The 18,242-nt window shown below is 71.9% G+C and carries 15 protein-coding genes and 1 riboswitch; of the genes, 7 read left to right on the top strand and 8 right to left on the bottom strand.

Annotation, left to right across the window (positions count from 1 at the left end):
• Positions 1-22 precede the first annotated feature (22 nt).
• Both ASG91_RS08810 and ASG91_RS08805 read left to right on the top strand, forming a co-directional pair.
• Positions 23-1,741: an alpha-glucosidase gene (locus ASG91_RS08810; protein ID WP_056922240.1), complete on the top strand. Its 1,719-nt coding sequence runs from the start codon at positions 23-25 to the stop codon at positions 1,739-1,741.
• 105 nt (positions 1,742-1,846) lie between these two features.
• Complete coding sequence (locus tag ASG91_RS08805; RefSeq protein ID WP_082594024.1) at positions 1,847-2,383, top strand: PLD nuclease N-terminal domain-containing protein; 537 nt, start codon at positions 1,847-1,849, stop codon at positions 2,381-2,383.
• A 13-nt stretch (positions 2,384-2,396) separates the two neighbouring features.
• Here ASG91_RS08805 and ASG91_RS08800 read toward each other — a convergent pair whose 3' ends face one another.
• On the bottom strand, positions 2,397-3,224 hold the full coding sequence (locus ASG91_RS08800; RefSeq protein WP_056922239.1) for a DUF1028 domain-containing protein: 828 nt from the start codon (positions 3,222-3,224) through the stop codon (positions 2,397-2,399).
• A gap of 71 nt (positions 3,225-3,295) precedes the next feature.
• On the opposite strand from ASG91_RS08800, the gene ASG91_RS08795 reads away from it, so the two are divergent.
• Together ASG91_RS08795 and ASG91_RS08790 are read left to right on the top strand one after the other, a co-directional pair.
• Positions 3,296-4,438 carry a calcium:proton antiporter gene (locus ASG91_RS08795; protein ID WP_082594023.1) on the top strand — a complete coding sequence of 381 codons (1,143 nt, stop codon included), beginning with the start codon at positions 3,296-3,298 and terminating at the stop codon, positions 4,436-4,438.
• A 100-nt stretch (positions 4,439-4,538) separates the two neighbouring features.
• Positions 4,539-5,111 (top strand): O-acetyl-ADP-ribose deacetylase, encoded by a 573-nt coding sequence (locus ASG91_RS08790; RefSeq protein WP_056922238.1) that lies wholly within the window; start codon positions 4,539-4,541, stop codon positions 5,109-5,111.
• A 6-nt stretch (positions 5,112-5,117) separates the two neighbouring features.
• On the opposite strand, the gene ASG91_RS08785 is transcribed toward ASG91_RS08790, so the two are convergent.
• The 4 genes from ASG91_RS08785 to ASG91_RS08770 all read right to left on the bottom strand — a co-directional run bounded on the left by ASG91_RS08785 (position 5,118) and on the right by ASG91_RS08770 (position 9,212).
• Positions 5,118-5,786, bottom strand: coding sequence for a DsbA family oxidoreductase (locus tag ASG91_RS08785; RefSeq protein ID WP_056922237.1), 669 nt, complete (start codon positions 5,784-5,786; stop codon positions 5,118-5,120).
• A gap of 263 nt (positions 5,787-6,049) precedes the next feature.
• On the bottom strand, positions 6,050-6,778 hold the full coding sequence (locus ASG91_RS08780) for a C40 family peptidase (RefSeq protein ID WP_082592300.1): 729 nt from the start codon (positions 6,776-6,778) through the stop codon (positions 6,050-6,052).
• A gap of 6 nt (positions 6,779-6,784) precedes the next feature.
• A riboswitch (cyclic di-AMP (ydaO/yuaA leader) is annotated at positions 6,785-7,001 on the bottom strand.
• Between the two features lie 256 nt (positions 7,002-7,257).
• Positions 7,258-7,923, bottom strand: coding sequence for a metal-dependent transcriptional regulator (locus ASG91_RS08775; RefSeq protein ID WP_056922235.1), 666 nt, complete (start codon positions 7,921-7,923; stop codon positions 7,258-7,260).
• A 26-nt stretch (positions 7,924-7,949) separates the two neighbouring features.
• On the bottom strand, positions 7,950-9,212 hold the full coding sequence (locus ASG91_RS08770; protein WP_056922234.1) for an MFS transporter: 1,263 nt from the start codon (positions 9,210-9,212) through the stop codon (positions 7,950-7,952).
• 136 nt (positions 9,213-9,348) lie between these two features.
• Here ASG91_RS08770 and ASG91_RS08765 point away from each other — a divergent pair, with 136 nt between their 5' ends.
• A complete protein-coding gene (locus ASG91_RS08765; protein WP_056922233.1) occupies positions 9,349-10,083 on the top strand; it encodes a hypothetical protein in 735 nt (244 codons plus the stop codon).
• Positions 10,080-10,820: an SDR family NAD(P)-dependent oxidoreductase gene (locus ASG91_RS08760; RefSeq protein ID WP_056922232.1), complete on the top strand. Its 741-nt coding sequence runs from the start codon at positions 10,080-10,082 to the stop codon at positions 10,818-10,820. Before ASG91_RS08765 ends, ASG91_RS08760 begins: the two co-directional genes overlap by 4 nt.
• 95 nt (positions 10,821-10,915) lie before the next feature.
• Here ASG91_RS08760 and ASG91_RS08755 read toward each other — a convergent pair whose 3' ends face one another.
• The gene (locus tag ASG91_RS08755; protein WP_157606234.1) at positions 10,916-14,305 is read right to left on the bottom strand and encodes a hypothetical protein; all 3,390 of its coding nucleotides are present in this window, start codon (positions 14,303-14,305) and stop codon (positions 10,916-10,918) included.
• A gap of 125 nt (positions 14,306-14,430) precedes the next feature.
• Here ASG91_RS08755 and ASG91_RS08750 point away from each other — a divergent pair, with 125 nt between their 5' ends.
• Complete coding sequence (locus ASG91_RS08750; protein ID WP_235545485.1) at positions 14,431-15,099, top strand: malonic semialdehyde reductase; 669 nt, start codon at positions 14,431-14,433, stop codon at positions 15,097-15,099.
• A 384-nt stretch (positions 15,100-15,483) separates the two neighbouring features.
• Here the strand turns inward: ASG91_RS08750 and eda are convergent, their stop codons facing one another.
• Positions 15,484-16,203: a bifunctional 4-hydroxy-2-oxoglutarate aldolase/2-dehydro-3-deoxy-phosphogluconate aldolase gene (gene eda / locus ASG91_RS08745; protein ID WP_082594021.1), complete on the bottom strand. Its 720-nt coding sequence runs from the start codon at positions 16,201-16,203 to the stop codon at positions 15,484-15,486.
• Positions 16,200-18,125: a phosphogluconate dehydratase gene (gene edd, locus ASG91_RS08740; RefSeq protein WP_056922229.1), complete on the bottom strand. Its 1,926-nt coding sequence runs from the start codon at positions 18,123-18,125 to the stop codon at positions 16,200-16,202. Before edd ends, eda begins: the two co-directional genes overlap by 4 nt.
• Positions 18,126-18,242: the final 117 nt, after the last annotated feature.

Raw genomic sequence — 18,242 nt, 5'->3', positions numbered from 1 at the left:
ACTGCACGGAAGGCTTCCGCCCATGACCGATGACCAGTGGTTCCGCGAAGCTGTCGTCTACCAGATCTACCCGCGCAGCTTCCAGGACTCCGACGGTGACGGCATCGGTGACGTGCCCGGCATCATCAGCCGGCTCGACTACCTCCAGCAGCTCGGGGTCGATGTGGTCTGGCTGTCGCCGATCTACACCAGTCCGCAGGACGACAACGGCTACGACATCGCCGACTACCAGGACATCGACCCGACCTTCGGCACCCTTGCCGACGTCGACGAGCTGGTCGCGCAGGCCCACGCCCGCGGCATACGCATCGTCATGGACCTCGTGGTCAACCACACCTCCGACGAGCACCCGTGGTTCGTGGAGTCGCGGTCGAGCAAGGACAACCCGAAGCGCGACTGGTACTGGTGGCGGACCGCCCGCGACGGCCACACCGCCGGCGAGGAGGGTGCCGAGCCGACCAACTGGGAGTCGTTCTTCAGCGGGCCTGCCTGGGAGCTCGACGAGGCGACCGGCGAGTACTACCTGCACCTGTTCAGCCGGAAGCAGCCCGACCTCAACTGGGAGAACCCGGAGGTGCGCGAGGCCGTCTACGCGATGATGCGGTGGTGGCTGGACCGCGGGATCGACGGGTTCCGGATGGACGTCATCAACATGATCTCCAAGGTGACGTCGCTGCCCGACGGAAAGCCGCTGGCCGCCACGCCGCAGCTCGGGGACGGCACGCCGCACTTCCTGAACGGGCCGCGCATCCACGAGTTCCTCCAGGAGATGCACGCGGCGGTCTTCGAGGGGCGCGCCGAGAAGCTGCTGACCGTCGGCGAGATGCCGGGCGTCACCGTCGAGGACGCGATCCTCTACACCGACCCGGAGCGGCGCGAGGTCGACATGGTGTTCCAGTTCGAGCACGTGGGGCTCGACATCGGTGCGCACAAGTGGGACCGGAGCCGGGTCGACCTGCGCGACCTCAAGGCGTCACTCGGCCGGTGGCAGGACGCGCTCGCCGAGGTCGGCTGGAACTCGCTCTACTGGAACAACCACGACCAGCCGCGTGCGGTGTCGCGGTTCGGGTCCGACGCGCCTGAGCACCGGGTCGCCTCGGCGAAGCTGCTCGGCACGGTCCTGCACCTGCACCGAGGCACGCCCTACGTCTACCAGGGCGAGGAGCTCGGGATGACGAACGTGCCCTTCGCTTCCGCCGACGACTTCCTCGACATCGAGTCGGTCAACTACTACCGGCTCGCGTCGGGCGCGGGCGGCGACGTCGAGAGCATCCTGGCGAACCTGAGGCTGGGCAGCCGCGACAACGCCCGCTCGCCCATGCAGTGGGACGACAGCGCGCATGCGGGATTCACGACCGGGACGCCCTGGTCCCGGACGAATCCCAACTACCAGGAGATCAACGCGGCGGCCGCGGTGGCCGACGACGACTCGGTGTTCCACCACTACCGCCGGGTGATCGAGCTGCGCCACACCGAGCCGGCGATCGCGCACGGCGACTTCCACCTGCTGGCGCCCGACCACGAGACGCTGTACGCGTTCACGCGGTCGCACGAGGGCGTCGACCTGCTGGTGCTCGCCAACTTCTCGAGCGGGGACCTCGACCTCGCTGGCCCCGGCCTGGAGGGCACGCTCGATCTCGACGGCTGGGAGTCGGCCACCCTCCTGCTCGGCAACCTCGGTGAACCCACCGCGCCGACCGCCACCCTCCGCCCCTGGGAAGCCCGCATCCTCAAGCGCTGAGCTGAGAGCTGGCCTGCAGCGCTGACTGCCACGTCGCTGGTCGGGGACGGGCGCAAATCCCCCGATTTGCCGTCTCGGCGCTCGCGACTGTGCCAATATCGCGGCGTGATCAGAGCAGAACTGGGGTTGGGGATCCTGGGCACGGCGTTGTGGATCTACTGCCTCTTCGACGTGATCATGACCGATGAGTCGCGGATCAGGAACCTGCCCAAGGTGACCTGGATCTTCGTCGTGCTCATCACCTCGATCGTGGGGGCCGTGGCGTGGCTGGTCGCCGGGCGACCGCAGACGCCGCAGCGGGGCCTGCCGTACAAGGGGAACACCGGTTCGGCGTACCCGGAGTACGAGCGGCCGGGGCGGTTCGTGCCGACGAACCCGGACGACGACGCGGAGTTCCTGCGGAAGGTGCGCGAGCGGGCCGAGGCGCAGACGCAGGAGGCGAAGCGGCAGCGGCTCGAGCGGGAGCGGCTGGAGGCCGAGCAGATCGAGCGCGAGCGGGAGCGTCGTCGGCAGCGGAGCGCTGACCCTGCGGCCCAACCAGGACCGACTGGACATCCAGAGCCGACCGTCAACCCGGACCCGACCGCCAAACCCGAACCGACGGCCACACCAGAACCAACCGCTGACCCGACCAGCGACTGAGTTCTCTTCTCCGTCAGGCGTCCGGGGTGGCGTCGCGGAGGGCTTGCAGGACCTTGGCATCGATGCCGTCGGGGGTCATCCGCATCTCGTAGTTCGCCTCGCTGGCCCACGACGTCAAGGCGCTTGACGTCTCGCCGGAGTAACCCAGCGACGAGAGCCGCACGGCCACCTCGTCGGCGAGCTCGCCCTCGAGCGGGCTGACGTCCTCGGGGCCACCGAAGGTCAGGTCGTTCATCCGCAGCAGGCGGGCGAGCTCCTGGGGCGCGTCCGCGTGGTCGTCGACGCGGAGGTCGGCGAGCACCCCGCAGTGGTCGTACCCGGCGCCTGGCTGCACGGCATACAGGGCAGCGCCTTGGCGGCCCCGCGAGTCGCCGCCGGCTGCGTCGCCGGCGAGCAGGGCCGCGATGAGGCGGTCGGTGAGGGACTGGCCCGCGGAGGCCAGCCACGCGGCCTCCATCTCGGAGACCACGTCGGGCCCGGTGAGGATGTTGCCCTGGATGGCGTAGCCGCCGGTGGCGTCGCGGCCGCACACGCCGCCGGCCCAGTCCAGGCAGGACTCGCCGGTGTACGTCGCCTGCGAGTCGACTCCGACGACACCCAGCTGCCGGTGCGCCCGGTCGGGGTCGGGCGTGGTGCAGGCGGTCACCGCCCGCTCAGCGGCGGCTCCACCCGCGAGGGCGTCGAGGGCGGTCGAGCGGTAGGCGACCCGCGCCATGGCCTGGGTCGCGACGGCCCCGACCCCCAGCCGCACCTCGGGCACGACCGCCCCCACGAACGGGAACTTGCTCGCGACGGCGACACCGAAGGCGTCACCGACCTGGCCGACGATGGAGAAGGTCATGCGCCGACCGTAGTAGCGATGGGGCGAGTGCACGATTGGGGGACGACGCTGCGCACCTGCGAGAATGGGGCATGGCCGCGAAAACGACCAGGACCGAATCGAAGAGCACAGATCTGAGCAGCGACAGCACCACGAAGACTCTTCTGGCCTGGACCACCCTCGCGCCACTGATAGCCATCGTCGCGCTCGTGCTGACCTGGGGGCGGCACCTCGGCACCCTTCCGGTGATCATCGTGGCGGCCGCGCTGGCTGCTGCCGTGCTGGCTGCGGTGCACCACGCGGAGGTCGTCGCGCACCGGGTCGGGGAACCGTTCGGCTCGCTGGTGCTGGCCGTCGCGGTGACGATCATCGAGGTGGCGCTGATCGTCACGCTGATGATCAGCGGCGGCAAGGACACCGCGTCGCTGGCCCGGGACACCGTGTTCGCGGCGGTGATGATCACCTGCAACGGGATCGTCGGGCTGTCGTTGTTCGTGGGGGCGGTGAAGTACCGCCTGATCTCGTTCAACGCAGAGGGCACCGGTGCCGCGCTCGCCACGGTCACCACGCTGGCCGTGATGACGATGGTGGTGCCGACCTTCACGACCAGCGCGCCGGGTCCGGAGTTCACCAGCTCGCAGCTGGTGTTCGCGGCGGTCATCTCGCTGGCGCTCTACGGCATGTTCGTGTCGACCCAGACCCGGCGGCACCGCGACTTCTTCCTGCCGGTGGCCCACGACGGCGAACCACTCGACGACGAGCACGCCGAGCCGCCCACGAACCGCGAGACCTGGACCAGCCTCGGCCTCCTGCTGGTCTCGCTGGTCGCCGTCGTGGGGCTGGCGAAGGTCGAGTCGCCGGCCATCGAGTCAGGGGTCGCGGCGGCTGGGTTCCCGCAGTCGTTCGTGGGTGTGGTGATCGCGCTCCTCGTGCTGCTGCCGGAGACGCTCGCCGCCGCGCGTGCGGCCCGCGGCAACCGGATCCAGACCAGCCTCAACCTCGCGCTCGGGTCGGCGATGGCCAGCATCGGCCTGACCATCCCGGCGATCGCGATCGCCTCGATCTGGCTCGACGGCCCGCTGCTGCTCGGGCTGGGACCGGTGCAGATGGTGCTGCTCGCGCTCACCGTCGTGGTCAGCGTGCTGACCGTGGTGCCCGGGCGGGCGACGCGGCTGCAGGGCGGCGTGCACCTCGTGCTCCTCGCTGCGTTCGTCTTCCTTGCCGTGAACCCCTAGCTCGCCTCAACCCTTGGCGCGCCGTCAACCCCTGGCGCTGTGGTTTGACCCACGCTGTATGCCGCTGCGTCCGGGGCCGCACGCGGCATACCGTGGGTGGATGGCCACCATCGAAGCCGTCCTGGGGGACATCACCACCCAAGGCGTCGACGCCATCGTCAACGCCGCGAACTCCTCACTGCTCGGCGGAGGAGGGGTCGACGGCGCCATCCACGCTGCCGCGGGGCCGCGGTTGCTGGAGGCGTGCCGGCGGGTCCGGAACACCACCCACCGCGACGGGCTCGACGTCGGCGACGCCGTGGCGACGTCGGCGGGCGACCTGCCGGCGCAGTGGGTGATCCACACCGTCGGGCCGAACAGGCACCGCGGCCAGACCGACCCCGCCCTGCTGGCGTCGTGCTTCACGCGCAGCCTGCAGGTCGCGCGCGACGTGGGGGCGCGGAGCGTGGCGTTCCCGGCGGTGAGCGCGGGGGTCTACGGCTGGGACTCGGCGGACGTGGCGCAGATCGCCGTCGACGCCGTGCGGGCTGAGCTGGGCGCCGCGGAGGGTGTTGACGCGGAGGGTATTGACGCGGACGCAGCCAGCGCAGGTGGGATCGAGCTGGTGCGGTTCGTGCTCTTCAGCCGGCTGACCCTGAGCAACTTCGAGACCGCCCTCGCCGCGACTTCCTAGCGGTGGTCAGGCGCCGGCGCTCATCGACTCGTGGTCGCCGTTGAGGGCCGACTCGATGAGCTGGCCGATCACCTCGGGGGTGTGCGCCCCGGAGAGCGCCACGCGGCGGTTGGCGATGAAGAAGGGCACCCCGGTGATGCCGATGTCGGTTGCTGCGGCCTCGTCGGCGCGCACGTGGTCAGCGAACTCGTCGCCGGCCAGCACCGCGGAGACGCGGCGGCCGTCGAGGCCTGCCTCCGCGCCGAGCCGTTGCAGGGTCTCGATGTCGTCGATGGCCTTGCCCTCGGAGAAGTGCGCGCTGTAGAACCGCTCGAGGACGGCCGCCTGGAGCGCCGGACCACCCTGGGCGAGACCGAGGGCGACCAGCCGGTGGGCGTCGAAGGAGTTGGCGCGGAGCTGCTTGTCGACGTCGATGTGCACGCCGTCGGGGCGACCCATCACGGCCGGGCGCTCGGCGATCTCACGGGCGCCGTCGAGGTCGGTGCGGTAGCGCTGGGCCAGCCAGGCCAGGACCGTCTCCCCGGTGCTGTGCGCGGCCTTCGGGTCCAGCTCGTAGGCGTGGTAGGTCACGGTCACCTCGGCCGGGTGCGCGCTCTCGGCGATGGCGAGCTCGAGCCGCCGCTTGCCGAGGTAGCACCATGGGCAGACCACGTCGGCCCAGACATCGATCTCCACTGCGTTGCTCGTTGCTGCGTTGCTCGTTGCTTGGTTCATCGCTACGTCCAGGTTCGTCCGTCCACCCACGTTCATCGCTCCATCCTCACACGACGGCGCAAATGGGGCACGGGCACCCGGGTGAGCACGCGGCATACCCACGAGGCGCCCAACCCCTCGCCCGACGCCGCCCAACGCCACGGGTAACGCCGCAGGCCCCCGGCCGCCGGAGCGGAGGGGGCCTGCGGTGCGTGGCTCGACGCGTTGTTCGACGAACTCGTGGGTCAGGGACGACCGTAGGTGACGTTCGAGGACCAGATCGAGCGGAGGGCGACGGCCTTGCCGCTGCGCGGGGAGTCCCACATCATGCCGTTCCCGGCGTAGATGCCCACGTGGTAGGCGGGGCTGCCGAAGAAGACGAGGTCTCCCGGCTGCGGGTTCGAGACGCGGGTGGTGGCCTGCTTCTGCTCCTCGGCGGTGCGCGGGAGGCTGATGCCGACCCGGCCGAAGACGTACTGCGTGAAGCCGGAGCAGTCGAAGCCGGTCGACGGGCTGGTGCCGCCGTAGGAGTACATCAGGCCTTCGTACTGGGCCGCGATGGCCAGCACCCCGCCGGCAGCGGGCTTGAGGCTGGTGTAGTCCTTGCGAGCCGTGGACCGGCTGGCGGCCTGGACGGTGCGCTCGGGGACGACGCGCACGACCGGCTTGGGCTTCGGCTTGGCGGTCGCCTTGAAGCCGATGACGCCGAAGGCGCTGGAGGCCGCGGGAGCCGCGGTCTCGGGGGCCTGGACGGCGACCGGCGCGGCGGTGGTGGCGCCCTTGGCCCGCGGGGCCGGAGCGGCACTGGCGGCCGAGGCGGGAAGAGCGAACGAGGCGACAAGACCACCGGAAGCGGCGATGACCGCTGAGGTCTTGACGGCCGGCTGCGCGGCGCTGGCCACGATGTCGGACAACTCGGAGACGGGGTTGAAACGGCCCGGCGCGCGGTGGCGGCCAGAACTGTGTGAAGCCACGATGGATGAACCTCCAGCGCCTACGAGGTGAGCTGTCGGGTTCGGGTGGAGGTAGATCACCCGGCCTCCACGGTTGTCACCCGACCTTGCGGGCGCGTGCGTGGAGACTTAACCCCAAGGACCTTTTCGTGAAGAGAAGGCCCAAAGTTGGGTCCCCCGCTCCTGCCAAGCGGTTTGTACTGAAGGACTCGGGCGTGGTGACAGGACTAGGCGTTTCCACATCGAGCCGATTCCCCCTAGGGGGTGAGGGAATCGCAGCCACCGTACACAAGGCCCCGCGGAAAGTCACGTTGAGGTCACGGAGCGCCCAAGAAACCCCAAGGTGACGTCTCCCACAGTTCAGTCGCCGTGCTCAAAACCGCAGGTCAGAGGCCCGCGGCCTGGCACCCGGGCGCTCATCTGAGCGGCCCGCCGAATGGCGCGCCAGCTGGCCCTCAGGCCAGGCCTCAGACCAGCGCGCCGAACACGTGCTGGGCGACCTAGTCGGGCAGGGACACGCCGGTCGACTCGGGTGCGCCCTCGCGCACGGCCACGACCCGGCCGTCGGCGCGGTGGACCCGCACCCGCTCGCCGGGCAGTAGGCGGGCGACGGTGAGCAGGCTGAGCGCCTCGTGGTCGACCTGGACCGGCTCGCCGATCCGGCGGACCAGGACCGTCTCGGGGAACTCCCCGGCCAGCTCGGTGAGGGTCTTCAGGCCGGTGCGGAAGCCCTCGGTCGGCTCCTCGTCGCCCAGCTCGTCGAGCCCGGGGATGGGGTTGCCGTAGGGCGAGTCGTGGTGGTCCTTGAGCATGGCGAGGATCTTGCGCTCGACCCGCTCGGACATGACGTGCTCCCAGCGGCAGGCTTCGTCGTGGACGTACTCCCACTCGAGCCCGATCACGTCGACGAGCAGCCGCTCGGCCAGGCGGTGCTTGCGCATCACCCGCGTGGCCAGCAGGCGGCCGTGGTCGGACAGCTCGAGGTGGCGGTCGCCGGCGAGGCTCAGCAGGCCGTCGCGCTCCATGCGGGCCACCGTCTGCGAGACGGTCGGGCCGGAGTGGCCCAGCCGCTCGGCGATGCGGGCGCGCAGGGGGGTGATGCCCTCTTCCTCGAGCTCGAAGATCGTCTTGAGGTACATCTCGGTGGTGTCGATCAGGTCGGTCACAGGCCCAAGCCTCTCACCTGCGGCCGTCAGCGCGTCACTGATCCTTCCCGAGCGGCTCGCCGCACCGGGTCGAAGCGGGGCACCCAGTAGGCCAGCCAGCCCGTCCCCGCCAGCGCGAGGCCGCCCAGGGAGACGCAGGCGGCGGCCAGCCCGGCCTGCGCGGTGATGAGGCTGATCAGGGCAGGGGAGCCGCTACCGCCGACGACGGAGACGAACCGCCACCCGCCGAGGAACTGCGACCGCCCCCACTCCGGCGCGCTGTCGGCGCCGAGCGTCATGACGATGCCCGACCCCATGCCGTTGCCCACCGCGGCGACGAGGGCGACGAGCGTCACGGCGAGTGCGCTGTGCGTGAGGGGCAGCGAGAGCATCCCGACGCCGAGCAGGACGACGCAGGGGACCGCGACCCAGATCCGGCCGAACCGGTCCATCACCGAGCCGGCCGGGTAGAACAGCAGCATCTCCACCCCGCCGACGATGCCGAAGATGATCGCCGTGGTGCTGGCAGAGAGCCCGACGTGCTCGGCCCACAGCGGCAGCAGCACGAGGCGCGCGGACCTGGCCGCACCGATGACCATGATGCCCAGCCCGAGGGTGAGGTAGGTGCTGCGGTGGTCCCAGAGCACTCGGGCGGTGCTGACCTGGACGCGGTCGCCTGGGTCGGCCTTGGCCTGCGCCTCGTGTGCGGCGGTCAGGTCTGGCCCGAACTGCACCAGCGCAGCGGCGCCCAGACCCGCCGCGACCGCGACCGCGAAACCGGCGCGCGGACCCCAGAAGTGGATGATCGGCGCTCCGATGAACGGCCCGATGAACATGCCGATCCGGTTCACGCCGCCGAGCGTGGACAGCGCCCGCGCTCGCATCGTGGTCGGCACGGCGTCGATGAGGTAGGCCTGCCGCGCCACAGAGAAGACGGAAGAGGTGAACCCCATCGCGAACACCGTCGCCATGAGGACGGTGAGCGAGGGTGCAGTGAGCGCCACGAACGCTCCCACCGCGTCGACGGCGCTCGCCCACAGCAGCGCGCGACGCTCCCCCACCCGGTGGACCAGGGCCCCGGCCGGCACCGCGAAGAACAGCTCGGCGATCAGCCCCAGCCCGACGGTGAGCGCGGCGACCGAGGGCGACGCCCCGAGGTCGAGCGCGCTGAGGGCCACGATCGGCACGATCGCGCCGCTGCCGATGGCCGCGATGATGGTCGGCCCGTAGGCCGGGACCGCGATGCTGCGCAGGCTGAAGTCGGCACCGTCCGTGTCGGAGCTCGTGGCGTCGGGAGCGGGTCGTGACATCACCGGCCATTCTGGACCGTCCCGCGGACAGCCGCCCCACGGGTCCAGCGCCCGAACGGACCGGACCGCAGCCGGCAGCCAGCAGCCCCCCGCAGCCGCCCGCGGCGCAGAACGGTGGCCCAGTAGGTTCAGGGACATGGGTTTCGTCGTGCCGTCCCGGTTCTGTGGTCCGCCCGAGTCGGGCAACGGGGGTTGGGTCAGCGGCCATGCCGCCGCGCTCCTCGAGCCGGGGCCGGACGAGTCGGTCACCGTGCGGCTGCGCACCCCTCCCCCGCTCGACCGTGACCTGCAGGTCGTCCACGGCGAGACCGACGGACGGCGGTCCCTCGAGGTCGCCGACGGCGAGCACCCGGTCGCGCAGGCGACGGTCGGCGCCGCCCTGGCGCCGACCGGCATACCCGCGCCTGTGTCGTTCGCCGCTGCCACGACGGCGGGCGAGGGGTACGAGGGCCTGGCCGCCCACCCCTTCCCCACCTGCTTCTCGTGCGGCACGGGTCGCGAGCGCGGCGACGGGCTCCGGCTCCAGCCCGGTCGGGTCGCCGAGGGCGACGGTGCGTATGCCGCGGCGTGGGTCCCGGCTGCGGACGTCACCCTCGAGACGGTGTGGGCGGCGCTGGACTGCCCCGGTGGCTGGGCCTCCGGCATCGCCGGACGACCGATGGTGCTCGGCACCATGACCGCTCAGGTCGCGAGCCTCCCCGCGGTCGGCGAGGAACACGTCGTGATGGCGTGGCCGCGCGGCGGCGAGGGCCGCAAGTACCAGAGCGGCACCGCCCTGTATGCCGCCGACGGCCGCCTGCTCGGGCAGGCCGAGGCGACGTGGATCGCCATCAACCCCAGTGCAGTTCGACCCGCAGGAGGTAGCGCATGAGCAAGCTCGCCGTGGTGACCGGGGCCAGCAGCGGCATCGGGGAGGCCACCGCCCGACGCCTCGCCGCGGACGGCTTCGAGGTGGTCTGCGCCGCGAGGCGGGCCGACCGGATCGAGGCGGTGGCAGCCGAGATCGGTGGCCGGGCCGTCGTGTGCGACGTGACCTCGGCCGACGACGTGGCGCGGCTCGCGGCCGAGGTGGGCGAGCGCCTCGACGTGCTCGTCAACAACGCCGGCGGTGCGCTCGGCCTGGCGCCGGCGGCGGACACCGACGTGGCGGACTGGCGCGGGATGTTCGAGTCCAACGTCATCGGCACCCTCCAGGTCACCCAGGCGCTGCTGCCCGCCCTGGTCGCCTCGGGTGCGGGCACCATCCTCAACGTCGGGTCGATCGCCGGACGGGTCGCCTACGAGGGCGGGTCGGGCTACGTCGCCGCGAAGCACGCCGTGGCGGCGCTGACCGAGACGCTGCGGCTCGAGCTGGTCGACCAACCGGTGCGGGTCGAGGAGATCGCGCCCGGCATGGTGCGCACCGAGGAGTTCGCGCTGACCCGGTTCGGGGGCGACCAGGAGCGGGCCGACAAGGTCTACGCCGGGGTGTCCGAGCCGTTGGTGGCGCAGGACATCGCCGACGCGATCGGGTGGATGGTCTCGCGGCCGGCCCACGTCAACATCGACCTGCTCGTCATCAAGCCGCGCGTCCAGGCCGCTCCCCACAAGGTGCACCGCGAGTCCTGAGAAACCTGGCCAATTGGCCGGTTTTCCGCGCAATCCGCGCCCGAGAGCCCTGAGAGTCGGGCAATTGGCCGACTTCAAGGGCCCGCTCTGCCGAGTCAGGCGAGCTGCACCGTGAGCTCGATGTCGTCGCCCGACGCCCCGGCGAGCAGGTCGGCCCGGGCCACGCTGACGCCGGCCGCACGGTAGGGGTTGGCCAGGGCCGTGGTCGTGAGCTCGCGACCACCCGAGGTCACCCGCACCACGCCGGAGCCCGCCGAGCCCACCCGGTATGTGACCTGGAGACGCTTGTCTCCCAACGGGATCCGGGCGGTCAGGCCGTCGAGGCCGGGCGCCAGCACGGGGTCGAGCTCTACCCGGTCACCCCGCGACCGGACGCCGAGCAGCGTCTCCGCGAGCAGTCGCAGGTAGAGACCGGGCCCGGAGGAGTAGACCCGCCACCCGCCCTCGAGGTCGACGTCGCCGGCCATCAGCGCGGCATACCGCTTGCTGGCGTCAAGCCGGTCGTCGAAGACGCCGTCGGACGAGGAGTAGTAGGTCGTGCTCTGGCGCGGCCGGGCGCGCGGCACGCGCTCGGTGACGCCGATCGGGTTGGCCTGGCACAGCGCGGCGAAGAGCCGGTCGGCGTCGCCGACCCGCGCGAGGGCCTCGGCGTAGCGCAGGTGCGCGTGCATGTACATGAGCCCGATCTCGCGGCCCCAGAAGGTGCTCGCCTCGGCGCGCTGGAAGACGCTCATCGGCCCACCGCGGTAGGTGACGGGGCGGTCGAACAACCGCGCACCGTCAGGCCCGAGCAGGTGCTCGTCGATGAGGTCGAGGTGGTGTCGCGCCTGCTCGGGGCTGAGCAGGTCGGCCGAGATCGCGTGGATCCAGGGCAGCACGCCGTAGGTGAGTCCGGTGCGGGTGTCCCGCGGGTGCACCAGCGGCTCGGACGACCCGTCGTCGTTGAGCAGCACGTAGCCGGGCAGCACGCCGTCGACGACGAGGTCGTCGGTGATCGCCGTGTGGGCAGCGTCGGCCGCCGCACGGGCGCGGGCGACGACGTCGGGCGCGACCTCGCACGACTCCAGGCCGGCGGCCAGCGAACGCAGCGCGGTCACGAGCAGCACCGTGGTCCAGGTGGAGACGAGGCGGGCGGCCAGATGCGGGTCGGCCGGCTGGAGCGAGTCGTTCCAGTCGCCGTGGCCGTAGGCCGGCAGGGCCGACCCGGGCACCCGCACCTCCGCGACCCGGTCGAGGGCGCGGCGCAGGTGGTCCTCGACGGACACGGGAGCGGTCAGCCCGTCGTCGCCCACGAAGGGAAGGCCTTCGCTCAGCAGGGAGGTGTCCCGCGTCGCCTGCAGGTAGTCGCCCACCGCGAGCACGGGCCAGTAGAGGACGTCACCGTGGGCGTCGTGCTGGCCGGCCTCCGGGAGGGGCGGGAGGAAGTCGAACGCCTGCGGCCAGTCGCCCCGGGCGTTCTGGGCCCGGAAGATCCGCAGCAGGACGTCGCGCTGCTCGGCGTCGCGCCCGAGCGCCGTGAGGAGCCCGACCGGCCCCTGGCAGACGTCACGGGTGCCCCAGGCGCCGCCGGAGTACTGCTCCAGCCCGCGGGGCGAGAGGTAGTGGACCAGGGCGTTCTGGGTGAACCAGGGCAGGGCGGTGTCGATCCGCGCCACCTCGGCAGCCAGACCCGCGTCGGTCGCGCCCGGCGTCAGCCGCAGCGCCCCGGCGACGGTCGCCGGCCACTGCTCACCGAGGTGCTGGTCGGAGGTGGGGCGCACCTCGAGGTCGGCGGCGTCGGACGTGACCGCGAGGGTCAGTGAGAAGCGTCCCCGCGGCTCGATGTCGAGCGTCACCCAGGGCGTGCCGCGGTCCGCGCCGTCGGCGAAGAGCGGGCCGTCGCCCGCGACCGACACGGCCCCGGCCGACCACCCGAGGTGCAGGGTCGTCGAGCCGTCGCCGACCTCGACGCCCCCGTCGTGCGTGACGACGTCGTATGCCGCGGGGTCGAGGCCGTCGTCGCCGGACAGGGCGACGTTGAGGGCCACGAGCAGCCGACGAGGTGCGCCGGACAGCCAGCGCACCGACAGCCCGAGCTCGTGGGCGCCCGGGGTCGCGGTGGAGCCGACCTCGAGGGCCAGGTCGTCGCGGGCGTACCACCAGGTGGCGCCGTCGGTGCGCAGCGCCCAGGCGCTGGGCAGCTCGAGGAGCGCCCAGCCACCGGGCGCCGTCGGGTCCTCGACGAACACCCGCAGGCCGTGTGCGCGCTGCACCCCGAGGTAGCCGCGGCGGGTCGACAGCAACCGGTCGCGGCCGACGTGCCCACGGGTCAGCTGGGAGTGGAACGCCCCGGTCATCCAGAGCGTGGAGGTGAGCGTGCCGGTGTCGGGGACGAGGGCGTCGCCGGTGCGCAGCACGTGTCCGTGCGGGCGCAGGACGTCGCGCTCCTTGGCTGCGGTGACGACGTGCGAGCCGTCGCCGCCGAACCACGAGAGCAGCGCGCCGTCGGGGTCGGTCTCGACGTGGCGCGGGTCGGAGTGTCCGGTCAGCTCGGCGAGGGTGTCGGCGTCGAGGTCGTCGGCCGCGAAGGCGGGCGACGCGCTGAACAACGAGCGCGAGGCTCCGGCGCGCTTGCCACCGTCGGCAGGTCTCCGCGACAGGAGATCGCTGGTCTCGGCTTCGGGCTGGGCGAGGGCCTGCGTCGCCCACGCGGCGTCCGCACCCGACGTGGCGTCGGGGTGGTCGGGGCTGAAGATCCCGTAGAAGCCGGTGTCGTGGCGCCCGCCGGCGGCGAGCTGCACGGGGGCGTCCTGGAGCACCACCAGGGCGTGCTCGTGCTGGAGCCGGTGCGAGGGGAGCTCGGCGACGGACAGCGCCTCGGGCACCCCCGGCCGGGCGGCCCCGCGGACCAGCTGGAGGGTGTCGGTCGCCCACCCGTGCCCCTGCGCCAGCGACCCCAGCAGCAGCCAGGGCACCGCCTGGCCGGGCATGTTCTGCCGCACGGCAAGGGCCGTCCCGTGGGCCGTGGTGACGGGCGTCAGGTCGAGGTACTGGCTGACGTAGAACTCGTTGGTGCGGATCGCGTCGTAGGGCGCGAGGCCCGGGTCGTGGGTGAGGACCACGTCCGCGACGACCTCGGTGTCGCGGGTGTTCTCGACGCTGACCTGCCAGAACCACGCCGGCGCGCCCTCCGCGAGCCGGTAGCACGCGGCATACCGCAGGCCCTCCCACTCGCCGGTCGCGACGGGACCGCGCTCCGACCACGTCACGACGCTGCGGCTGGACGGTCCGAGCAGGGGCACCCAAGCGGCCGCGGCACCGTCGAGCCGGCGCAGGTAGAGGTTGGCCGGGCCTGCTTCGTGGGCACTGGCTGGGTACATCACCAGGGACGTCGCGGCTGCGTCGAGGCGGGCCAGACAGGCATCGTCGGTGAACACCGCCCGCAGCCCGGAGGCACTGGAGAGCCGGTGGTGGCCACGCGTCATCGCGTTCGTCCTGGAAGGCACCCCTCGTGTATAGCAGCGACGATGCGCCGGGCGACAAACGGAGCAATTCCCCCAGCCCGGCCCAATCTCCCCATAGCGTGCTCGCAGGCCTCTGACCTGTGGGTTCGTGGTTGGGGAATGCAACCATGAAGTTGACTGTTCAACCACTCATGACCCAGACCCACGACTCCCTGACCGACCTCGAGGCCCAGTTCGCCGCTGACCACCTCGAGCTCTCCCCCGAGGCCCAGGACCTGCTGTTCCGGGACGCCCGCACCGCCAACGCCTTCACCGACGAGCCGGTGTCCGAGGAGCAGGTGCGCGCCATCTACGACCTGGTCAAGTGGGCCCCGACGTCGATGAACAACCAGCCACTGCGGATCGTCCTCGTGCGCACCCCCGAGGCTCGCGGTCGGCTCGTCGAGCTGATGGGCGGCAACAACAAGGCGAAGACCTCGACCGCTCCCCTGGTCGCGATCCTCGCGGCCGACACCGACTTCCACGACGAGCTCGGCAAGGTGTTCCCGCACTTCGAGGGCGCCCGCGACATCTTCGCCGGCAACGACGAGATGCGCGAGGGCTCGGCCCTGCTCAACGGCACCCTCCAGGTCGCCTACTTCATCCTCGGGGTCCGCGCGGCGGGCCTCGCGGCCGGCCCGATGACCGGGTTCGACGCTGCGGGCGTGGACCGCGAGTTCTTCCCGGACGGCGCCCACCGCACCATCGCCGTGGTCAACATCGGCCGCCCCGCCGAGGGCGCCTGGATGGACCGCCTGCCCCGCCTCGACTACGACGAGGTCGTCACCTCCGTCTGACCCTGGCCGTCTCGCGAAGCCGACGACTTCAAGAAAGCTGTTGCACAGGGCGACCTTCCCGACTTAGCGTCGAGCTACACGGAAGGGAGGTGGTCCAAGAAGTGATTTCAATTTGGACGCGTGAGGTGACTGCGCGCTAGCGCACCTCGACTGCTCGAGGTCCGCCATCCGGCGCAATCCCAAGCAGTTCACCGCAGCCCGTGGGCCGCGCAGGTCGTCCCCTGCGCACGCCGAGCCGCTCGATCGCGGCGAGGCGAGGCCCACGGGCTGTTCCATGTCCGGCGACCTGTTGCCTGCCCATTGGCACCGATGCCGTCTCCGGCCTTCTGGTGACCACCGGGTGGCAACACGTCGCCCCTCACGCGACGCGTTGCCACCCGTGCTTCAGGCGAGGCGCAGCGCGGCAGCCTCCGCTGCGAGGGCCTCGATCCGGGCCCAGTCCTCTTGCGCCACAGCGTCTTTCGGTGTCAGCCAGGAGCCGCCGACGCAGCCGACGTTGGGCAGCGCGAGCCAGGCCGCGGCCGTCTCGGGCGTGATGCCGCCGGTCGGGCAGAAGCGCAGCTGCGGACACGGCCCGGAGACCGCCGACAGGTAGGGGCGCCCACCGCTGGCCTCGGCCGGGAAGAACTTCATCGCCTCGAGACCCGCCTCGGCGAGGGTCAGCATCTCGGTCAGCGTGCCCGCGCCCGCGAGCAGGGGGAGGCCGCTGGCCAGGGCCGCCTCGAGCAGCCGCGGCGGCGAGCCCGGCGTGACCAGGAACTGCGCGCCGGCATCCTTGACCTGCTGCACCTGCGCGGGCGTCACCACCGTGCCCGCACCGACGACCATGCCCTCCACCTGCGCGGCCACGGCCTCGATGGCGCCGAGCCCGGCCTCGCTGCGCAGCGTGATCTCGATGACCGGTATGCCGCCGCGCACCAGTGCGCGAGCCAGCGGCACCGCCTGCTCGACGGTGTCGACCACGACGACCGGGATCACCGGAGCCAGGGCCAGGACGTCGGCGCCGTCGCGCAGGACAGTGCGGCCCGCTCCTGGATCGGTGGTGGTCACGCTGGTGGTGGTCACGCCGGTGGTGACGTTCGTGGTGGTGGCGCTGGTGGTCATCGGGTCTCCTCCGAGGTCAGGAACGGTGCGGCGTCGGCCTTCTCCCACAGCCTCCCGAGGCTGCCGAAGACGTGGGCCCCTTCGTCGGCCCGGCCGACCGCGCCACGCATGGCCGCGAACAGCTCACGGCCGGTGCCGATGCCCTCCTCGCTCACCCGGGGCGACGGTACGCGGGCCGCGAACTCGTCCTCGTCGACCAGCACGTCGAGGCGACCGGTCAGCGAGTCGACCCGCACCACGTCGCCGTCCTGGATCTTGGCGATCGGCCCGGCATGCACCGACTCGGGCGTCACGTGGATGGCGGCCGGGATGGCGCCCGACGCCCCACTCATGCGGCCGTCGGTGACCAGCGCCACGGCATACCCGCGCTTTTGGAGCACCCCGAGCGAAGGGGTCAGGGCGTGCAGCTCGGGCATGCCGTTGGCCGACGGGCCCTGCTCACGGATGACGACGACGACGTCGCGGTCGAGCTCGCGCCGCGAGAATGCCTGGAGGAAGCCGACCTGGTCGGTGAACACGCGGGCCGGCGCCTCGACGACGCGGTGCTCGGGCGCCACCGCGGACACCTTGATGACCGCGTGGCCCAGGGTGCCGCCGAGGACCCGCAGGCCCCCGTCGACGCTGAACGGGTCGTCGGCCGCACGCAGCACGGCAGGATCACCGGATTCCGTTGCAGCATCGACGAACTCGAGCCGACCGTCGACCAGCACCGGCCGCTGGGTGTAGCGGCGCAGCCCCGGACCGGCGAGGGTCAGGACGTCCTCGTGCAGGAGCCCGTTGTCGATGAGGGTGCGCACCAGGAAGGCCGTGCCGCCGGCTGCGTGGAAGTGGTTCACGTCGGCCGGGCCGTTGGGGTAGATCCGGGCGACGGAGGGGACGGCGGTCGACAGGTCGTCGAAGTCCTCCCACGTCAGGTCGATGCCCGCGGCGGCAGCCATCGAGATGAGGTGCATCGTGTGGTTGGTCGAACCACCCGTGGCGAGCAGCGCGACGACGCCGTTGACGATCGCCTTCTCGTCGACGACCTGGCCGATGCCGTAGGGCGTGTCGGAGGCCGCGATCTCGGCGACCCGCTCGGTGGTCGCGGCCGTCAGGGCGTCGCGCACCGGGTCGTCGGGGTGGATGAACGCCGCCCCGGGCAGGTGCAGGCCCATCACGTCCATGAGCATCTGGTTGGAGTTGGCGGTGCCGTAGAAGGTGCAGGTGCCGGGCGAGTGGTAGGACGCCACCTCGCTCCCGAGCAGCTCGTCGCGCCCGACCTCACCGGCCGCGAAGGCCTTGCGGGTCTCGGCCTTCTCGGCGTTCGAGCGACCCGATGCCATCGGGCCGGCGGGCACGAGGGCGGTCGGCAGGTGGCCGAACGCCAGCGCCCCCGCCACCAGCCCGGGCACGATCTTGTCGCAGACGCCGAGCATGAGGACGCCGTCGAACACGTCGTGGCTGAGCGCGATCGCCGCCGACATCGCGATGACGTCACGGCTGAACAGGCTGAGCTCCATGCCGGCCCGCCCCTGGGTGATGCCGTCGCACATGGCGGGCACACCACCGGCCACGCGGGCGACCGCACCGACCTCGCGGGCGGTCTGCTTCATCGCTGCGGGGTAGTGCTCGAACGGCGCGTGCGCCGAGAGCATGTCGTTGTAGGACGTGATGATGCCGAGGCTCACGCCGGTGTCGGCGGCCATCACGGTGCGGTCGCTGCCGCCGCACGCGGCGACCGCGTGGGCGAGGTTGGAGCACCCGAGGTCGGTGCGCGCCGGGCGCAGGCTCAGCTCGGAGGCAGCGCGTGAGATCCGCTGCAGGTATGCCGTGCGGCTGGCCTGGCTGCGGTCGGTCACCCGGGCGGTGACGTCGGCGACGACGGGGTGGAGGGCAGGGGGCGGCGGGGTCGGCGGAACGGCGGTGGGGTCGGCGGGCGCCATGGGGCTCCTCGGATTCGGCGGTCGGGACGGGGACCGCGCGAACGGCGACGTTGGCGCGCGCGTGTGATTCCGTTCACAAGTGTGAGGCAGGCCACTCGCTGCTTTCCGACCGTCCCG

The sequence above is a fragment of the Phycicoccus sp. Soil802 genome (assembly GCF_001429605.1).
Lineage (GTDB): Bacteria > Actinomycetota > Actinomycetes > Actinomycetales > Dermatophilaceae > Pedococcus.
The sequence above is the reverse complement of the archived record's forward strand: the minus strand, read 5'-3'. Positions and strand labels throughout refer to the sequence as shown.